The organism is Synechococcus sp. LTW-R (assembly GCF_014217875.1).
Classification (GTDB): Bacteria; Cyanobacteriota; Cyanobacteriia; order PCC-6307; family Cyanobiaceae; genus Vulcanococcus.
On record NZ_CP059060.1, the window covers coordinates 2,182,607 to 2,198,579 of the forward strand.

The window sequence follows — 15,973 nt, forward strand, 5'->3', positions numbered from 1 at the left end:
GGCGGCCGCAGAAGTCGGCCCGAGGCTAGTGGGAGCTGCCCGCTTAGTCGGTAAAGCCGCCCTCCAGGGCCGCCTCCGGCAACCCCAGGGCCTCCAGCAGCAGCGCTTGGGCCTGGGGCATCTGGGCTGGGCTGTAGGCCGCGGGCAGCTCCGGCGGCAGCAGCGGCTCCAGGGTCTGCCAGAGGTAGGGGCTGCCGTAGACCGCCAATCCCGCCAGACTTCCTGCCGACAGCAGTTGCCGCACGACCTGGGGCCAGGGTTCATCGCCGCCGGCGCTGCCGCGGAAGGGATTGCCCCGCACCAGGAGCTGCAGCAGCACCGGACCCTCCGGCAGGCGATCGAGGGCCAAAGGCGCTGTCGGATCGCCGCTCCAAGGGCTCGGGCTGCGGGCGTCGATCAGCCGCGCCTCGTAGCCCAGGGCTGCGGGCCGCAGCAGAGCTGGGGCCACCAGTGGCAGCTGCGGTGCGTTGAGCTGGTTGTCGAGTCGGATCAGGTTCAGCCCCGGTCCGGCGGGGAGCCCCGGGGTGCCCTGGCGCAGGAGGCTGCCGGCGAGCAGTTCGCCGCTGAGTTGCCGTTCGCTCGCGGTGATCAGCCCATCCAGTGCCCCCTGCTGTGCTTCCTGGGTACCCGTGCAGCGCGCCAGGGCCGCCCGCCGCCGCTCCAGGCTGGCCTCCACCCGCTCCCAGCTGATCCGGCCGCTCTGTACGGCCTCCACCAAGCCATCGAGGGCCTCTTGGGCCTCAGCGGGCATCAGGATCAAATCCGCCCCGGCTTCAAAGGCCAGGACGGCGGCTTCGGCGCTGCCGTGGTGCTGGCTGATGGCCTCCATGACCAGGGCATCGGTCACCACCAGGCCGGGGAACTGCAGCTCCTGGCGCAACAGACCGGTCAGGACGGCCTCAGAGAGGGTGGCCGGTTGCGCGTTGTCCAGGGCCGGCAAGCGCAGGTGGGCGGTCATCACCGAGGCCACCCCCGCGGCAACGGCCCGCTGAAAGGGCGGCAGCTCGATCTGATCGAGGCGTTCGCGGTCGTGGGGCAGTTCGGGCAACTCCAGGTGCGAATCAGAGCTGGTGTCGCCGTGCCCGGGGAAGTGTTTGGCGCAGGCCAGCACGCCCTCGGCCTGGCAGCCCTGGATGAAGGCCGCCGCGAGGGCCCCGGCGCTCTCGGGGGTCTCCCCCCAGGCGCGCACGTTGATCACGGGGTTGGCCGGGTTGTTGTTGACGTCGCAGACCGGACCCAGCACCCAGTTCAGCCCCAGCAGTCGTGCCTGCCGGCCAGTGCAGCGGCCGTAGCGCTCCGCTAAGACCTCCGCCTGCTCGGGATCGCGTGCATGCAGGGCCCCCAGCGCGAGGGGAGGCGCCAGCCAGGAGGCCCCCTCAAAACGTTGGCCGACCCCCTCTTCCACGTCGGCGCAGAGCAGCAGGGGCTGGCTCGCCCAGCGCTGGAGTTGCTCGCAGCGCAGGCGCAGTTCCTCGGCGCTGCCCCCCAGCAGGATCACGCCGCCCACCCCCTGCTCGAGGAGGGTCTGCAGCTGCGCGTTGCTCAGTTCCCAGCGGGGATAGCGGCGCTGGTGGTCCCGCGCATGGCCGCTGCCCCGCACCACCAGCAGGCTGGCGAGCTGCCGCCGGAGCTCAGAAGCCTCCATCCTCCTGTTGGCCTGTGCCTTCGGGAACCTCGCCGCGCTCTTGGCGCTGCTCCTCGAGCTGGTTCAGCAGACCGAGCACGGAGGTGCCCTTCTCGATGCCGCGGTCCAGCTGGAAGATCACCTCAGGGGTACGGCGCATGTTCAGCCGGCGGCCGAGCTCCCCTTTGACGTAGTTCGACGCTGAGCGCAGGCCCTCGAGGGCTTGCTGTTGCACCTCGGCGCTGCCGTAGACGCTGACAAAAATCTTGCAGTGCTGCAGATCGCCGGCCACATCGACATTGGTGATGCTCACCATCCCCAGGCTGACCCGCTCGTCCTTGATCCCTGTGACCAGCAATTCGCTGACCTCCCGGCGGATCAGAGCGGCCACGCGCTCAACGCGACGACCTTGCGCCATGGCTATGCGATGACCTCTGGAGTCACCATGGCACGCAGAATCAGGGTGAGGCTCACCAGGCCGCTCACCAGGGCTCCGATCAGGGCGACGGCGGTGACCGGGTTGCTGCGGCGCTGGGCGAGGGGTTCCAGGACGGAGTTGGCGACGCCAAGCCCGAACGCAATCAGGTAGCGCGGATAGCGCGTGACGTTCAGAAAAAAGTCCCGCATGGGGGCCGGGGCGCTGATCAAACAGTGCTGGCTACTCTGCCCCCAAAGGGCACCCGTTGCCGCGCGATCTCATCTCTTGATGCTGGAGCTCCATCAGTTCCGCCATTCCGCCTTCTGCGAGAAGGTCCGCTTGGTGCTGGCCTTTAAGCAACTCAGCTTCACGCCGATTGAGGTCACCCCAGGTGTCGGTCAGGTCGACCTCTACCGGCTCTCCGGCCAGCGGCAGGTGCCGGTCCTCGTCGATGGCAGCGAGGTGATCGCTGACTCCACGGCCATCGCGTTGCATCTGGAGCAGAAGCACCCCGATCCGGCGCTGCTCCCCAGCGATCCCGCCCTGCTGGCCCAGGTGCTCTTGCTGGAGGACTGGGCCGACACTGCCCTGGCGGCTGGGGCGCGGATGGCCCTGGTGCAGGCGGCAGCCAGTGACGCGGTCCTGCGGGATGGCTTGCTGCCGGAGGCCACCCCATCCCCGCTGCGTTCCCTTGTGAGCGCCCTGCCCGGCGGGGTGCTGAGCGGCGTCGGTCAAGTGCTCGACCAGCAGGTGCTGCAGCAACTGCGCAGCAGCCTTGAGCAGCTCACGGCCCTCGTGCAGGCCCAGCCCTATTTGGTGGGGGATTCACTCAGCCTGGCGGACTTGGCGGTGATGGCCCAGCTGTCCCTGATCAAGTTCCCCAGCTCCGCCGGGAGTCCCTTGGCGGGCCGTGGCGTGGCGGGCTTGGCTGACGATCCCCGTTTGGAATCGCTCTGGCTCTGGCGCGATCGCCTCGGGCTCCAATTGGGGCGTCCCTAGGGCTGCCGCTTCAGCACGAGCGTTCCGCTCCAGTGGCGCTTGGCTTCAGCGATGAGGCCTGCGGCGGGGGAGTCGTAACTCACCTGCCATTGCTGGGCTTCGATCCGATCGGCATCGATGCGGACATAGCGGCTGAGGGTCTCGACCTGGCTAACGCGCGGATCGCCCGGGCCATGCAGCACCTGCAGGCTGAGTTCGTCTGCCAGGAACTGATCCATTGGCGGATGTTCGCTGCGGCGCCCCACCACGGTGGACTCCAGGTAGCGATCTCCGCTGAGATCGGCGAGTTGTCGGTTGGGGTTCTGGGGGTCATTGCGGACCCGCTGCAGCTGCTCGCCGAGGAGCGCCCGTCCGATGGAGTTGGCGTTGAAGGCGCGGTCACCCACGATCCGTCCGGAGGGGTCTTGGATGAAGCGGACCGCGTACTCGATCTCCGGTTCCACGCCGCTGAGGTCGGCGCTGGTGGCTCGCCAATTCCCCTCAAACCAGGCGGGGTAGACGAGATCGCGCGCTCCGGGCCGCGGCAGCGGTGCCGGCAGGCTCCACGCCGGCCAACCCTCGAGCCGTTGCTCCAGGGTTGACGCCGCAGCCGGAAGGCCGCCGCTGAGCAGGACGACCAGGCTGAGCAGGAGCGCCAGCAGCGGTCGACGGACAAGCGGCATGCGGCACACGTGGCAGGCTGCCTGTGATCCTGCCGCCTGAGACGGCCCCATGTCCGACCCCCTGATCCGCGAGCTGGATCACTACGTGGTGCTGGAGCCGGGGAAGCCCGAGCAACTCCTGACCGTCGCGGAGACCTTGGCGTGGCTGGAGCAGCAATTGAGTTTCCTCGAGTCCATCCCAGAGGACCTGTCTGGCTTGGCCACGACGGCCGATCAGGCGCAGCGCTTGCTGGAGACGGCCTGTGAGTTGGAGCTGCAGCCCGGGGTGACGGTGCAGTGGTTTGCGATTCGCCTGGAGCCGCCCGGCGCGGCTAATTGATCGAGGTCCCCACCTCGCCGGCATCGTTGGTGACCTGCAGCTGTCCCGGGGGAGGCGCGGTGCGTTCTTTGATGATCGAAGGCAGGGCCTCGAGGATTTGCTCGGCCACCTGCTCGGGCGGGCGGCCATCCTGAAGGATCTGCAGGTCGGCTTGGGCATAGAGCGGGCGGCGCTCGGCGAGTAAGGCCGCCAGGCGCTCGGCGCGGTCCTCCGCCTCCATCAGCGGACGCGGGGTGGGGTCGGCCTCGAGGCGCTGCAGCAGGATCGCGTCGGGGGCGTCGAGCCAGACCACGACCCCTTGATGCAGTTCGCCCCAATTGGCCGGCTGGGTGACGACACCGCCGCCGGTGGCCACAACCAGGGAATGCCAGGAGGCGATTTGGTTGAGCATGGCCGATTCCAGGGCGCGAAACCCGCTCTCCCCTTCGCTGGCAAAAATTTCGGGGATGGAGCGACCAGCCACCTGCTCGAGGCTGGTGTCGGCATCGATGAAGCGGTAGTTCAGCCCCTCCGCTAAGTGCCGGCCCACACTGCTTTTGCCGCTGCCCATCATCCCCACCAGATAGAGGTTCAGGCCCTCCAGTCGCTGCCGCAGCTGGACTCGGGTGTCCTCCATCGGTTCGCCATCGCAAGTACCAACATTCTTAAGATGCGAGCTTCCGTTACTCGCTGTCATGACTCCGCCAGTGATGGCGGCGCCACCGGCGAGCCCGGTGTCCGTCGCCTCCCATGCACCCCACGGCCAGGGGCGTCCCTGCGTGATCACGCGCCGGGCCACCTTTAGTGCCAGCCACCGCTACTGGCTGCCTGAGCTGACCCCGGAGCAGAACGCCGCACAATTCGGCCCCTGCAGCGTGTCCCCTGGCCATGGTCACAACTACGAGTTGATCGTCGCCATGGGCGGCGGGCTCGATGCCCACGGGATGGTGCTGAACCTCTCGGATGTGAAGCACGCCATCCGCGAGCAGGTCACCGCCCAGCTCGATTTCCGCAGCCTGAACGAGGCCTGGCCGGAATTCGATCTGAGCCGTCCGGAGGGGGTCTTGCCCACCACCGAGGCCTTGGTGCATGCCATCTGGACGCGTCTGGCACCCCACCTGCCCCTGATGGGGCTGCGTCTTTACGAAACCGACAAGCTCTGGGCCGATGTGCTCGGCGATTCCATGGAAGCCTTCCTGACCATCCGCACCCACTTCGCGGCGGCCCATCGCTTGGCCCGTCCGGAGCTGAGCTTCGAGGAGAACACCGAGATCTACGGCAAGTGTGCCCGGCCCCACGGCCATGGCCACAACTACCTCTTGGACATCACCGTGCGCGGTGCCATCGACCCCCGCACTGGGATGGTCTGTGACCTGGCGGCCCTGCAGTCTGCGGTGGATGAGTTGGTGGTGGAACCGTTCGATCACACGTTCTTGAACAAGGACGTCGAGCACTTCGCAAGCACGGTGCCCACCGCCGAGAACATCGCGCTGCACATTGCCGACCTGCTGCAATCCCCCGTGGCAGCCCTGGGGGCCTCGCTGCACAAGGTGCGCCTGCAGGAGAGCCCGAACAATGCCGCTGAGGTGTTTGCGGAGGTGCCCCAGCTGGGCATGAACCCCCAGGCCCTCGAAGCCCTTGCCGGCGCCTAAGGTCAGGCTGGTTCTGGCCGTCAGCCTGGACGGCCGCCTGGCTCCCGCCACAGGGGGTGCCGCCCAACTCGGTGGATCCGGTGATCGCCGCGCCTTGGAGGAGGCCCTGGCTTGGGCCGATGGCGCCCTGGTCGGCGGTCAAACCATCCGCGCCCATGGCTGCACCTGTCTGATCCGCGACGCCGATCTCTTGAAGCGGCGCCAGCAGGAGGGGCGACCGCCCCAGCCCGCGGCCCTGGTAGTGAGTCGCCAAGCGGACTGGGATCAGGACTTGCACTTGTTTCAACAGCCCCTGGAGCGTTGGCTGCTGGGCCCCCACGAGGCCGCCCCCGCTGGTTTTGATCGGGCCCTACGCCTCACGTCCTGGCCCCAAACCTTGGCCGCGACGGGTTGTGCCCGTTTGCTCCTGCTCGGAGGAGCCCAGCTGTCCTCCCAACTGATGGCTGAGGCGCTCGTCGATGAGCTGCAGCTCACCCTGGTGCCCCAGCTGCTGGGAGGACCCCACAGCTGGTTGCGTTCCGATCTCGCCCTGGAGTCCTATGGCTGGCAGCTCGTGGAGCATCACCCCTTGGGGGGAGAGGAGTTGCTGCTGCGTTACCGCCGCACCTGAGCCTTGAGGCTGTTGAAGCGCTCGGCCAGGTCCCGCAGCGGCAACCTCCCAAAGGTCTCCGGCGGAAGCCCCAGCATCCGTCCGGCGCAGCGCTTGACCACCACCTCCAGGTCATCGCCAAAGCGTCCGGCCATCAACTCGGTGATCACCCCGAGGCTGCGCCCGCTGGATTGGGTCTCAGCCACCAGGCAGCGGCTGGTGGGGGCGGCGAGGGCTTGGCAGGCCGGCGTGAGCCGCTCCGTCAGACTGCTGTTGCCCATGGCGCTCCACCGCAGGCAGGCCTCGCTGAGCTTGGCTTCCAGCTGCGGCCGCATCAGGTTGAGCACGGGGCTGAGCAACCCGGCTTGGCTGGGCGTTGCCAGGGCCCCGATGGCAAGTGCCGTAGCCGTTAGCGTTCTGCCCGCTGCCTGCCCCCTGGTCTTGAGCTGATGGCCGAGCTCACTGTTCGCTGGCACCGATCGATTGAAGAGATCCCCGAGGCGCATTGGCAGGCCCTCACGGAGGCGGCTGGGCTCCCCTTCTACTCCTGGCGTTGGCTGGCCGGCCTGGAGCGCTCTGGAAGTGTCGCCCCGCGGCAAGGCTGGCAGCCCTGTCACCTGAGCCTGTGGCGCGAAGACCAGCTCATTGCGGTGGCTCCGCTCTACCTGAAGGGCCACAGCTACGGCGAATTCGTTTTCGACCAGTCCTTTGCGCAATTGGCCGCCCAGCTGGGTCAGCGCTACTACCCGAAGCTGCTCGGGATGAGCCCCCTGAGCCCCGTGGTGGGCTACCGCTTTTTTACCGCGACCGGCGAAGACCCCCAGCAGGTCACGGCGCTGTTGATGCAGTGCATTGATCGCTTCTGCGCGGAGCATCAGATCTTCAGCTGCAACTTCCTCTACGCCGATCCTCAATGGCAGGCCCTGGCGGAGGCGTCGGGATGCGCCACCTGGCTGAACCAGCAGAGCCTGTGGAGCAACCAGAGCTATGGCTGTTTCGACGACTACCTCGCAAGCTTTAACGCCAACCAACGCCGCAACATCAAGCGCGAGCGCAAGTCCGTCGAGCGCGCGGGCATCACGGTGACACCCCTGGCGGGCCAGGACCTGCCGGCGGAGATGTTGGAGCGGATGCACCACTTCTATGCCCAGCACTGCGCCCGTTGGGGGCCCTGGGGCAGCAAGTACCTCACGGAAGCCTTCTTTGATGAGGCGGCGGCCGACTTGCGGGAGCACCTGGTGCTCTTCAGTGCTCACCGCGGCGATCCCTTGGATCCGGTGGCGATGTCGCTTTGCGTGCACGCTGGCGACGAACTCTGGGGCCGTTACTGGGGCAGTGACGAGGAGATCGACAACCTCCATTTCGAGGTCTGCTACTACGCCCCGATCCAGTGGGCGATTGAGCGAGGTATCCAGCGGTTTGACCCCGGTGCTGGCGGCAGCCACAAGCGCCGCCGCGGGTTTGTCGCCCGCTCCCACGCCTCCCTGCACCGTTGGTACTACGAGCCCTTTGATGCCATCGCCCGGCGTTGGTTGCCGGAGGCCAACAGCGAGCAGCTCAGTCAGATTGAGGCGGTCAATGCCGAGCTGCCCTTTACGGGGGCGACGCGATCCCTGACGGATTCAGCTGCGTAGCATCCGCCCATGAGCCCTTTCACCGCTGAGCAGCGCCGCAGCCTCGATGAGGGGCTCTCCCAGCGCTTCATTGCCCTCGATCCCGCTGGCTATTTCCTGATCAAGATCGACCGTGAAACCGGGGAGTTGATCGCGGAGCACTACAGCAATGCCATTGATGATCGGGGCCTCGCCACGGATCCTGATACCGGCGAGGTGATCAGCTGCAAAGGGGCTGGACCGCGCTCAGCTGTCGCGATCTACCGCGGGCGGAGCGCCAAGGAGCTGGGCATGGCCCTCACCGAAGGGGATGGTCCCCATCCGCTGAGTTGCTTGGATCACGCCCTCTACCTGGGCCGTGAACTGCAGAAGGCAGAGCAGGCCCTGGAGACCGGCTCTCCCTACATCCAGGACTAGACCGGCTGCAGTTCGCGGGCGGCCATCGGGGGCTCCGGGGGCAGGGCCGCGAGTTGTTCCTCGATCTCCTGGGTCACCACGGAGCGGTATTCCATGAAGTGCTCGTTGTGGGCGAGCACAACCAGGAATTGCTCCAGGACAGCGGGGTTCTTCCGCGCGACCTCCAACAGGGAGAGCCAGAAGCGAACACGGGTGTTGCGCTTGAAGCCCTGACGCCAGAGCACGATCAGCAGTGCACGCACATCGGTCCAGGCAGGTAGGGATGCCTTGCCGAAGGTCGCCGGCACGAACTCCTGCCAGCGGGGTTTGCCCATCTTCAGGTAGTAGTGCTTGACCCGATCGATGTAGGCGTTGGGTTCGTAGAGGCGACAGAAGGCGTCGACGTACTCGTTGGCGATGTCTTGAATCGGCCGGGTCGGCACGAAGTTGAGCAGGTTGGTCTGGTTGACCCCCTTCGCATCCGCCTTCTCTTGGATGAGGCGGCCTTCTTTCTCCAACCGGTGCCAGAGGCCCGTGTTCGGCAGCGCCTGGAGCATCCCCATCATCGCGGCGGGGATCCCGGTGCGGGTCACGAATTCGACGATGCGATCGCCCGCTCCCGTCTTTTCGCCATCGAAACCGATGATGAAGCCGGCCATCACCCGGAGCCCGTAGGAGTTGATCCGATCGACGGCTTCTTCGAGGGAGCTGCGGGTGTTCTGGTGCTTGCCGGCGACCGAAAGGCTGGCCTCGTCGGGGGTCTCAATGCCGAGGAAGACCGAATCAAAACGGCACTCGGCCATCATCTGCATCAGTTCCTCATCGGCGGCCAAGTCCACGGAGGCTTCCGTGGCGAAGCTGAAGGGATAACCCCTTTCGATCTGCCACTGCTTCAGGGCCGGCAGCAGCAATTTCGCGTTGCGCTTGTTGCCGATGAAGTTGTCATCCACCAGGAAGATCGAGCGCCGCCAGCCCAAGTCGTAGAGGTACTGGAGCTCGGCGATCAGCTGCTCAGGCGTCTTGGTCCTGGGCTTGCGGCCGTAGAGAACGATGATGTCGCAGAACTCGCACTGGAACGGGCAGCCCCTGGAGAACTGCACGCTCATGGAGTCGTAGGCGTCGAGCTTGAGTAGGTCAAAGCGGGGCACCGGTGTGGTGGTCACGTCAGGCTTCTCACCGTTGGAGCTGAAGCGACCGCCGTCCTCTCCCTTTTCGATCGCCTCGATGAACATCGGCAGGGTGATTTCACCCTCATCGAGCACCTTGAAGTCCGCCAGGCCCAATTCCGGGGCATCGGGGGTGGAACTGGCGAAGGGGCCGCCGACCGCCACGGGTAGACCGCGCTCTTTGGCCTTGGCGATCTGCACGGCCATGTCGGCCTTCTGCACGATCATCCCGGAGATGACGACCAGCTCAGCCCAGTCCCAATCGGCTTCGCTGACCTCTTCGACGTTGCGATCCACCAGCTTCATCGGCCAGTGCTGGGGCAGCAGCGCGGCCACGGTCACCATTCCCAAAGGGGGGAGGAGCACCTTGCGATTGACGAGCTCGAGAATTTTCTCGTAGCTCCAAAAGGTCTTCGGAAACTCGGGGTAGATGAACAGAGTGTTCATGCCGTTCGGTGGTCTCCAGTGAGATGCGTGGAACGGCTGTCCCGAGCAGGGACATCCGAGTTGATGGCGTCCAGCCTAGGCCGAGTGACCGGGGGGCGGGCTGGTTTCTGCTCTAATAGCGCTGAGTTTCAACCACCGAACCATGGGCCCCGTGATCTATCTCGCACTGGTCTGCGGTGGTTTGGTGGCCGCGGCTGCCATCTCCTTCGTTCTGCGCGGCATCAAGCTGATCTGAACGTCTAGCTGAGCCGCATCGTGCGGTGTCGCAAGAGTTCCCAGATCCCAAGGGCGGCCCCCAGGCTTCCCAGGACAGCCAAACAGCTCCAGAGACCCCCCGGCAGCGTTTCAGTCAGGAATGCTGCCGCGAGGCCACTGAGACCACCCCCGCCCAAGAAGGCGATCTGACCAAGGCCTGCCATTCGTCCCCGGAGCACCTGGGGTGCATGCACTTGGATGATCAGATTGGTGCCCGCCAACAGGCTGGCGGTGCCAGCTCCGATCAGAAAAGCCATGGCCAAGCTCCAGGCCAGTCCGGCTTGGCTGGATAACCCGAGTTGGGCGAGAGCGGTCAGCAGGGTCGTGCTGCCCAGTAGCCAGCCCGGGCGGCGGCTGACGGCCGCGGCGTTGCGCTGCAAGAGCACGCCACCGCAGATGCTGCCGCAGGCGAGAACACTCGTGAAGAGCCCGAGGGCCATCGGACTGGGGCCGAGGAGCTCCAGGGCCATCAGCGGGGCCAGCCCCGGGTGGAAGAAGCCCACGAGGCAGGCTGCGGCGGTGAAGCTGAGGACGTGCCGGAGCCGCTCGCCGCAGTCGCGCCACGCGGTGAAGAGGTTGGAGGCTTGCCCTTTCTCGCTGCGGCGCTCCCGCTCGCGATGGGGAGCCATCAGCCAGAGCAAGGTGAGGATCGGGAAGAGATAGGTGGTGGCATCCAAGCTGAGGGCCAGGGTTGGGCCGGTGGCCGCCAACAGGAGTCCCCCCAGGGGAGGTCCCACTAATTTGCCCACGTTGAAGATCACGGAGAAGCTGGCCAGATAGGGGCCGAGCTGCTCGGGCTCATCCACCAGCAGGGCGACGTATTTGTTGCGGGCCGTCAGTTCGTAGGTGCTGGCGACGCCGATGCCCAAGGTGCTGAGTAGCAGCAGGACGTCTTGCTGCGGTCCCACCGTCAAGGGAATGGCGATCGCCCCGAGCACGGCGGCCACCAGCAGGGCCCATTGGGCGCGAATGAGGACTCGCTCACTGCCCAGGCGATCGGTGAGCACCCCCGCCGGACCGCTGACGACCAGGGTCGGCAGGGTGAGCATGGCGAAGTTGAGCGCCAGCAGGAACGGGTTTTCGGCCCCCTCCATCAGCAGCCAGCCCTTGGCGGTCAGCCCGGCAAAGGATCCGGCGGTGCTCACCCCGGAGGCCAGAAGAAAGGTGGTGCGTTGATGACGCGTGAGGCGCCCCTGGAGGCGCTTCAGTCCCCGCTGGATCAAGAGGGGCCCCGGTGCGCGGAGAGGGCGTCACTGACCATGGCCTTGGCGCCCACCACCTCGCCAATCAGGTCGTAGGTGTCAGCGGCGGTGATGCGGACGGGCACCATCGTTCCGGGGGCCGCGCAGAGTCCGCCCTCGCCGGGCATGACCCGCACTTCGCCGTCCACCTCCGGGGCAAAGCGAGCGCAGCGGCCGATCATTTCGCCGCTGCTGGGGTTCTCCTGCTCGATGAGCACGTCCACGATGCGTCCCACCCAGGCGGCATTGCGCTCGGCGGCGATCGGTTGTTGCAGCGCCATTAGGCGGTCCTTGCGCTCCGCGGCGATCTCCGCGGGCACCTGGTTGGGCAGCTCAGCGGCGGGAGTCCCCTCCTCGGGCGAGAAGGTGAAGACTCCGACGTGGTCAAAGCGTTGCTCGGCGACGAAATCCAGAAGGTGCTGGAACTGCTCCTCGGTTTCGCCGGGATAACCCACGATGAAGGTCGTGCGCAGCACGGCCTCGGGGAGTTGCTCGCGAATGCGCGCCAGAACGCCGTTGGTGACATCGGCCTGCCAGGGGCGATTCATCGCCCGCAGGACGTCTGGGTGGCTGTGTTGGAGCGGGAGATCCAGATAGGGCAGCACGTTCGGCACGTCCCGGTAGGCCGCAAGGACATCCGGTGTCAGGCCCGTCGGGTAGGCGTAGTGGACGCGAATCCAGGGGATCTCGACCTCTCCGAGGGCCCGCAGCAGCTCCGCCAATTGAGGCTTGCCCGCCAGGTCAAGGCCGTAGTTGGTGGTGATCTGACTGATCAGGACCAGCTCTTGCACGCCCTGGGCCGCCAGCTGCTGTGCCTCGGCGACGATGCTCTCGATCGTGCGGGAACGTTGGTCCCCGCGCAGGTGGGGAATGATGCAGAACGCGCAGCGGTAATCGCAGCCCTCAGCGACCTTCAGGTAGGCGACGGCCTCGCTGGTGGTGCGGTAGCGGGGCAGGTTCTCGTCGCCGACAAAGGTGGGATTTGCGCTGACTTGGTTCACCCGCTCGCCGGCTTCGACGCGCTCGAGGACGCTGACGATGTGTTGATAGTCGCCCGTTCCAACAATCGCCTTGGCCTCCGGCAGGCTCTCCAGCAGTTCCTCTTGGAAGTGCTGGGCCAGGCAGCCGGCAATGATCAGCTCCTTGCCTTGCTCGGCCAGCTCCACCAGGGTGCGCACGGACTCTTCCCGGGCGTCCTGGATGAAGCTGCAGGTGTTGACCACGACGACAGTCGCGTCGGTTTCATCGGCGCTGACCCCATAGCCCGCCTCCGCGAGCAGCCCGAGCATGTGCTCGGTATCGACTCGGTTTTTTTCGCAGCCGAGATGCGCGAACGCCACGGTTTTGCCAGTGCTCTTGCGGGCGCTATCGGTCATGGATGAACTCAAGGGGTACGGCCGCGCGCTGGCCAATCCCTAACCCTACTAATCAGGATCCCTGCCACAATCCGTGCAGATTCAAGGACCTTTGCCGTGAGCTCATCACGCCTGAGTGAGCGTCTTGGAAGCCAGCGCCGAAGGGGCGATAGCGGTCGCCGCTGGGTGCGGGTGGTGATGGCCGTTTTGGCCACCATCGGCGTGATTGACACCGGCTCGATCACCCTGAGCAAGTGGGGCTGGATTGGGGACCTGAGCTGCAGCTCCACCGGTCTGTTCGGCTGCAATGGCTGCGAAAAAGTCCTCTCCAGCGCCTGGGGATCGCTGCTGGGGCAACCCCTGGCGCTGTTTGGCCTGCTGGGTTACGGCGCGGTGCTGTTGATGGCCGTCGTCCCTCTGGTGCTGCAGGGAGATCTGCGGGTCAGCCTCGGACAGAAGAGCTGGTGGGGCTTGTTTCTGCTCAGCACCGGCATGGCGGTCTTCAGCGGCGTGCTGCTGGGGGTGATGGCCTTTGGGATCCGCGATTGCTGCCCCTTCTGCATCCTCTCGGCGGGTCTGAGTACAGCTCTGTTTGTCCTCAGCCTGATTGGTGGCGATTGGGAGGATCGCGGACAGCTCATCTTCAGCGGAGTGATCACGGCCCTGTTGGTGGGAGTGATCGGTTTGGGCTGGGCCGCTTCCGTGGGCCGTCCTGTGGTCGACAGCGCTCCTGGCGTCGCCCCGCCTGTCCGCAGCCAGAGCAATGCCGGCCAGATCGCCCTGGCGGAGCACCTGACGGCCTCCGGCGCCAAGCTCTACACCGCCTATTGGTGCCCCCACTGCCACGACCAGAAGGAGCTGTTTGGTCGTCAGGCCACCGAGAAGCTGACGGTGATCGAATGCGCGCCCGATGGCCGCAACAGCCAGCGCGAGCTCTGTGAGGCCAAAAAGATCGAGGGCTATCCCAGCTGGGAGATCAAAGGACAGCTCGATTCCGGTGTGAAACCCCTGGCCAAGTTGGCCGAGGCCAGTGGCTACCAGGGCCCAGCCCTGAAGTAGCCCTTAGTCCGCCAGCGCCTCGGTACTGATGCTGAGGCCCTGGCGCTGAAGGCTGTGGCGCCTCCAGAAGGGTTGCTGGGCGGGGACGTCGACGCGGAAGTGACCGCCGCGGCTCTCGGCCCGGAACAGCGCTGACTCCATCAATAGGGCGGCCACCGTCGCCCGCTGTTGCAGGTCGTGGGCTCTGCCCAGCCAACGGGCCTGATCCTGGGGCAGCTTGACCGCCCGGACCTTGTCCAGCGATTGCAGCACCTGGAGCAGGGGCTGCCCGCTGAGTTCCCCCTCGAGCTGCCGGCAGGCGCGGTATCCGGCTAGCAGGGCATGACCATCCCGCTCGACGCCGGCGACCTGCCAGCAGAGTTGGCGCAGTTGCTCGGTTTGCCGCGCGATCGTCTCCAGGCTGCTGCTCGGCTCGGCGGCGCTCAACGCCGTAACCGTTGGTTCATCCCTGGTGGGCCCGGCCGGGGAAAGCTCGATCTCCCGCAATTGCCGCGCATAGACGAGGCACTCCATCAGGGAATTGCTCGCCAGGCGGTTGGCCCCATGGACGCCGCTGCTGGCGACCTCCCCGACGGCATACAGACCGGGGATGGTGGTGGCTGAGTGCCCATCGGTGCGGACGCCGCCCATGCAGTAGTGGGCGGCGGGTGCCACCGGGATGGGGGCTTGCGTGGGCTCGAGTCCCAGTTCGCGGCAGCGCCCCAGGATCGTGGGGAATTGCCGCTCGAGCTTGCTGCTGCCCACGGGCCTGAGGTCGAGCCAGAGATGGGGAATTTGGCGCTCCCGCATGCGCTGGACGAGGGCCCGACTGACGGCGTCACGGGGTGCCAGGTCAGCGCCGCTGAGCTGGCTGACGGGGCTGTCCCCTTGGTCATCGATCAGGCGGGCCCCTTCTCCGCGCACCGCTTCGGAGATCAGGAAGTGGGGGGCCCCCGGCAGCATCAAGGCCGTGGGGTGGAACTGGATGAACTCCAGGTCCCGCACCGCAGCACCGGCGCGATAGGCCATGGCGATGCCGTCACCGCTGGCCTGTTTCGGGTTGGTCGTGTTCGCAAACAGGTGGCCGGCGCCGCCGGTGGCCAGCACGACCGCCCGGGACTGGAGCCAACGCACCGTTCCGTCCAAGAGAACCTGGAGGCCGCGGCAGTGGCCGTCCTGCATCCAAAGCTGAAGGGCCAGACCCCCTTGGAGGCGCTGCAGGCCTGGACGTTGCAGCACCTTGCGCTCCAGGGCGTCGACCAGGGCTCCACCGGTGCGGTCCTGGGCGTGGAGAACACGGCGATGGCTGTGGGCGGCTTCCAGGGTGGTGCTGAGCCCGCCGTCTTGGCGGTCAAAGTCCATCCCCAGCTCCAGCAGCCGTTCGACGCAGGCCGGGGCCTCACGCACGAGCAACTCCACTGCGGGGCGATCGCAGAGATCGGCGCCGGCCTTGAGGGTGTCCTCGAGATGGCTCTCGAAACTGTCTTCCGGCCGGGTCACCGCCGCGATGCCGCCTTGGGCCCAGCGGCTGGCGGAGCGGGGTGCACGGTCTTTGCTCAGCAAGAGGACGCTGAGGCCCGCGGGTAGCTCGAGGGCGGCCATCAAGCCTGCGGCACCCCCGCCCACCACGATGACGTCCCAATTGGAGGGAATGGAGGGCATCAGGCCTGGGCTGACTGAGGCAACAAAAAAGCCGTCGGGATGGCCCGACGGCGGTCACCGGCTGCGGAATCTAGACCTCAGCTGTGCGCTTGAAGCGCTTGAGCAATCAACGGTATTGGCCGTCGTTGATGCGATCGAAGCCTTCGTTGAGGGCGATGGACGCGGGGGTCACGGTGAAGTTGCCCTTGAACTTCTCGACCAGCTCTTTCTGGCGATCGGTCAGATCGAGGTTGAAGAGGTCATCAACACTGTTGTAAGGACCACCCAGCACGATCTTGCCGGCCAGGGTGGGGTACATCCCAGGGAAGGCCTGGAAGCGACGGACAGAGCAGTTGTTGAGGTCGATCTTGTCGCCGCGCTCGCTGATCTTGTCGTCAGCGATGTTGCGCATGGAATCGGCCTGAGCTGCGGGCGCGATGATCAGGCTGAGGAGCAGGCCGGCCATCAGCACTCCACTCATGAGCCACGAAACCAGCCGTTTCATTGATAACTCCGTCTGAACGGGAACCACAGGGAGAGGGCTGCCTTGCAGCCAGCCCTGCAAACCTACAGGGAGCA

At 66.3% G+C, this 15,973-nt stretch carries 19 protein-coding genes; 8 read left to right on the forward strand and 11 right to left on the reverse strand.

The window, feature by feature from the left end; translation table 11 throughout:
* Positions 1-43: 43 nt before the first annotated feature.
* Genes H0O22_RS12050 through H0O22_RS12060 form a run of 3 tightly spaced genes read right to left on the reverse strand, consistent with a single transcriptional unit; the run spans position 44 to position 2,251 of the window.
* On the reverse strand, positions 44-1,645 hold the full coding sequence (locus tag H0O22_RS12050) for a glycoside hydrolase family 3 N-terminal domain-containing protein (RefSeq protein WP_185186875.1): 1,602 nt from the start codon (positions 1,643-1,645) through the stop codon (positions 44-46).
* Entirely contained in the window at positions 1,632-2,042 is a 411-nt protein-coding gene (rbfA, locus tag H0O22_RS12055) for a 30S ribosome-binding factor RbfA (RefSeq protein ID WP_185186876.1), read from the reverse strand. Before rbfA ends, H0O22_RS12050 begins: the two co-directional genes overlap by 14 nt.
* Positions 2,043-2,044: 2 nt before the next feature.
* Positions 2,045-2,251, reverse strand: a complete 207-nt coding sequence (locus H0O22_RS12060) for a DUF751 family protein (RefSeq protein ID WP_185186877.1) — start codon at positions 2,249-2,251, stop codon at positions 2,045-2,047.
* Between the two features lie 79 nt (positions 2,252-2,330).
* On the opposite strand from H0O22_RS12060, the gene H0O22_RS12065 reads away from it, so the two are divergent.
* Positions 2,331-3,041, forward strand: coding sequence for a glutathione S-transferase family protein (locus H0O22_RS12065; RefSeq protein WP_185186878.1), 711 nt, complete (start codon positions 2,331-2,333; stop codon positions 3,039-3,041).
* Here H0O22_RS12065 and H0O22_RS12070 read toward each other — a convergent pair.
* Positions 3,038-3,703, reverse strand: coding sequence for a DUF6816 family protein (locus tag H0O22_RS12070; protein ID WP_255439321.1), 666 nt, complete (start codon positions 3,701-3,703; stop codon positions 3,038-3,040). The genes H0O22_RS12065 and H0O22_RS12070 overlap by 4 nt on opposite strands.
* A 49-nt stretch (positions 3,704-3,752) precedes the next feature.
* On the opposite strand from H0O22_RS12070, the gene H0O22_RS12075 reads away from it, so the two are divergent.
* Positions 3,753-4,022, forward strand: coding sequence for a chlororespiratory reduction protein 7 (locus tag H0O22_RS12075; protein WP_185186879.1), 270 nt, complete (start codon positions 3,753-3,755; stop codon positions 4,020-4,022).
* Here the strand turns inward: H0O22_RS12075 and H0O22_RS12080 are convergent.
* Positions 4,015-4,638 (reverse strand): shikimate kinase, encoded by a 624-nt coding sequence (locus H0O22_RS12080; protein ID WP_185186880.1) that lies wholly within the window; start codon positions 4,636-4,638, stop codon positions 4,015-4,017. The genes H0O22_RS12075 and H0O22_RS12080 overlap by 8 nt on opposite strands.
* A 58-nt stretch (positions 4,639-4,696) precedes the next feature.
* On the opposite strand from H0O22_RS12080, the gene H0O22_RS12085 reads away from it, so the two are divergent.
* Both H0O22_RS12085 and H0O22_RS12090 read left to right on the forward strand, forming a co-directional pair.
* Positions 4,697-5,653 (forward strand): 6-carboxytetrahydropterin synthase, encoded by a 957-nt coding sequence (locus H0O22_RS12085; protein ID WP_370521449.1) that lies wholly within the window; start codon positions 4,697-4,699, stop codon positions 5,651-5,653.
* The gene (locus H0O22_RS12090; protein WP_185186881.1) at positions 5,640-6,263 is read left to right on the forward strand and encodes a RibD family protein; all 624 of its coding nucleotides are present in this window, start codon (positions 5,640-5,642) and stop codon (positions 6,261-6,263) included. Before H0O22_RS12085 ends, H0O22_RS12090 begins: the two co-directional genes overlap by 14 nt.
* Here H0O22_RS12090 and H0O22_RS12095 read toward each other — a convergent pair.
* On the reverse strand, positions 6,248-6,601 hold the full coding sequence (locus tag H0O22_RS12095; RefSeq protein ID WP_255439322.1) for a hypothetical protein: 354 nt from the start codon (positions 6,599-6,601) through the stop codon (positions 6,248-6,250). The genes H0O22_RS12090 and H0O22_RS12095 overlap by 16 nt on opposite strands.
* A 90-nt stretch (positions 6,602-6,691) precedes the next feature.
* Here H0O22_RS12095 and H0O22_RS12100 point away from each other — a divergent pair, with 90 nt between their 5' ends.
* A complete protein-coding gene (locus H0O22_RS12100; protein ID WP_185186882.1) occupies positions 6,692-7,876 on the forward strand; it encodes a GNAT family N-acetyltransferase in 1,185 nt (394 codons plus the stop codon).
* Between the two features lie 9 nt (positions 7,877-7,885).
* Positions 7,886-8,272, forward strand: a complete 387-nt coding sequence (locus H0O22_RS12105; protein ID WP_185186883.1) for a DUF4346 domain-containing protein — start codon at positions 7,886-7,888, stop codon at positions 8,270-8,272.
* Here the strand turns inward: H0O22_RS12105 and H0O22_RS12110 are convergent.
* On the reverse strand, positions 8,269-9,864 hold the full coding sequence (locus H0O22_RS12110; protein WP_185186884.1) for a B12-binding domain-containing radical SAM protein: 1,596 nt from the start codon (positions 9,862-9,864) through the stop codon (positions 8,269-8,271). The two genes, H0O22_RS12105 and H0O22_RS12110, sit on opposite strands and share 4 nt — an antisense overlap.
* Before the next feature lie 142 nt (positions 9,865-10,006).
* Here H0O22_RS12110 and H0O22_RS12115 point away from each other — a divergent pair, with 142 nt between their 5' ends.
* The gene (locus tag H0O22_RS12115; RefSeq protein WP_185186885.1) at positions 10,007-10,099 is read left to right on the forward strand and encodes a cytochrome b6-f complex subunit 6; all 93 of its coding nucleotides are present in this window, start codon (positions 10,007-10,009) and stop codon (positions 10,097-10,099) included.
* A 4-nt stretch (positions 10,100-10,103) separates the two neighbouring features.
* Here H0O22_RS12115 and H0O22_RS12120 read toward each other — a convergent pair whose 3' ends face one another.
* A complete protein-coding gene (locus H0O22_RS12120; RefSeq protein ID WP_185186886.1) occupies positions 10,104-11,342 on the reverse strand; it encodes an MFS transporter in 1,239 nt (412 codons plus the stop codon).
* Positions 11,339-12,736, reverse strand: coding sequence for a 30S ribosomal protein S12 methylthiotransferase RimO (gene rimO, locus H0O22_RS12125; protein ID WP_185186887.1), 1,398 nt, complete (start codon positions 12,734-12,736; stop codon positions 11,339-11,341). Before rimO ends, H0O22_RS12120 begins: the two co-directional genes overlap by 4 nt.
* A 96-nt stretch (positions 12,737-12,832) precedes the next feature.
* On the opposite strand from rimO, the gene H0O22_RS12130 reads away from it, so the two are divergent.
* The gene (locus H0O22_RS12130; protein ID WP_185186888.1) at positions 12,833-13,774 is read left to right on the forward strand and encodes a vitamin K epoxide reductase family protein; all 942 of its coding nucleotides are present in this window, start codon (positions 12,833-12,835) and stop codon (positions 13,772-13,774) included.
* Positions 13,775-13,777: 3 nt separating this feature from the next.
* On the opposite strand, the gene nadB is transcribed toward H0O22_RS12130, so the two are convergent.
* On the reverse strand, positions 13,778-15,415 hold the full coding sequence (nadB, locus tag H0O22_RS12135; protein WP_185186889.1) for an L-aspartate oxidase: 1,638 nt from the start codon (positions 15,413-15,415) through the stop codon (positions 13,778-13,780).
* Between the two features lie 106 nt (positions 15,416-15,521).
* Entirely contained in the window at positions 15,522-15,899 is a 378-nt protein-coding gene (gene psbU, locus H0O22_RS12140) for a photosystem II complex extrinsic protein PsbU (RefSeq protein ID WP_185186890.1), read from the reverse strand.
* Between the last annotated feature and the right edge of the window lie 74 nt (positions 15,900-15,973).

What these genes read in the sequence shown, in the direction of transcription:
- H0O22_RS12050 (WP_185186875.1), bottom strand. Translation starts at nt 1,645, where the DNA reads ATGGAGGCTTCTGAGCTCCGGCGGCAGCTCGCCAGCCTGCTGGTGGTG.
- rbfA (WP_185186876.1), bottom strand. Translation starts at nt 2,042, where the DNA reads ATGGCGCAAGGTCGTCGCGTTGAGCGCGTGGCCGCTCTGATCCGCCGG.
- H0O22_RS12060 (WP_185186877.1), bottom strand. Translation starts at nt 2,251, where the DNA reads ATGCGGGACTTTTTTCTGAACGTCACGCGCTATCCGCGCTACCTGATT.
- H0O22_RS12065 (WP_185186878.1), top strand. Translation starts at nt 2,331, where the DNA reads ATGCTGGAGCTCCATCAGTTCCGCCATTCCGCCTTCTGCGAGAAGGTC.
- H0O22_RS12070 (WP_255439321.1), bottom strand. Translation starts at nt 3,703, where the DNA reads ATGCCGCTTGTCCGTCGACCGCTGCTGGCGCTCCTGCTCAGCCTGGTC.
- H0O22_RS12075 (WP_185186879.1), top strand. Translation starts at nt 3,753, where the DNA reads ATGTCCGACCCCCTGATCCGCGAGCTGGATCACTACGTGGTGCTGGAG.
- H0O22_RS12080 (WP_185186880.1), bottom strand. Translation starts at nt 4,638, where the DNA reads ATGGAGGACACCCGAGTCCAGCTGCGGCAGCGACTGGAGGGCCTGAAC.
- H0O22_RS12085 (WP_370521449.1), top strand. Translation starts at nt 4,697, where the DNA reads ATGACTCCGCCAGTGATGGCGGCGCCACCGGCGAGCCCGGTGTCCGTC.
- H0O22_RS12100 (WP_185186882.1), top strand. Translation starts at nt 6,692, where the DNA reads ATGGCCGAGCTCACTGTTCGCTGGCACCGATCGATTGAAGAGATCCCC.
- H0O22_RS12105 (WP_185186883.1), top strand. Translation starts at nt 7,886, where the DNA reads ATGAGCCCTTTCACCGCTGAGCAGCGCCGCAGCCTCGATGAGGGGCTC.
- H0O22_RS12110 (WP_185186884.1), bottom strand. Translation starts at nt 9,864, where the DNA reads ATGAACACTCTGTTCATCTACCCCGAGTTTCCGAAGACCTTTTGGAGC.
- H0O22_RS12115 (WP_185186885.1), top strand. Translation starts at nt 10,007, where the DNA reads ATGGGCCCCGTGATCTATCTCGCACTGGTCTGCGGTGGTTTGGTGGCC.
- rimO (WP_185186887.1), bottom strand. Translation starts at nt 12,736, where the DNA reads ATGACCGATAGCGCCCGCAAGAGCACTGGCAAAACCGTGGCGTTCGCG.
- nadB (WP_185186889.1), bottom strand. Translation starts at nt 15,415, where the DNA reads ATGCCCTCCATTCCCTCCAATTGGGACGTCATCGTGGTGGGCGGGGGT.
- psbU (WP_185186890.1), bottom strand. Translation starts at nt 15,899, where the DNA reads ATGAAACGGCTGGTTTCGTGGCTCATGAGTGGAGTGCTGATGGCCGGC.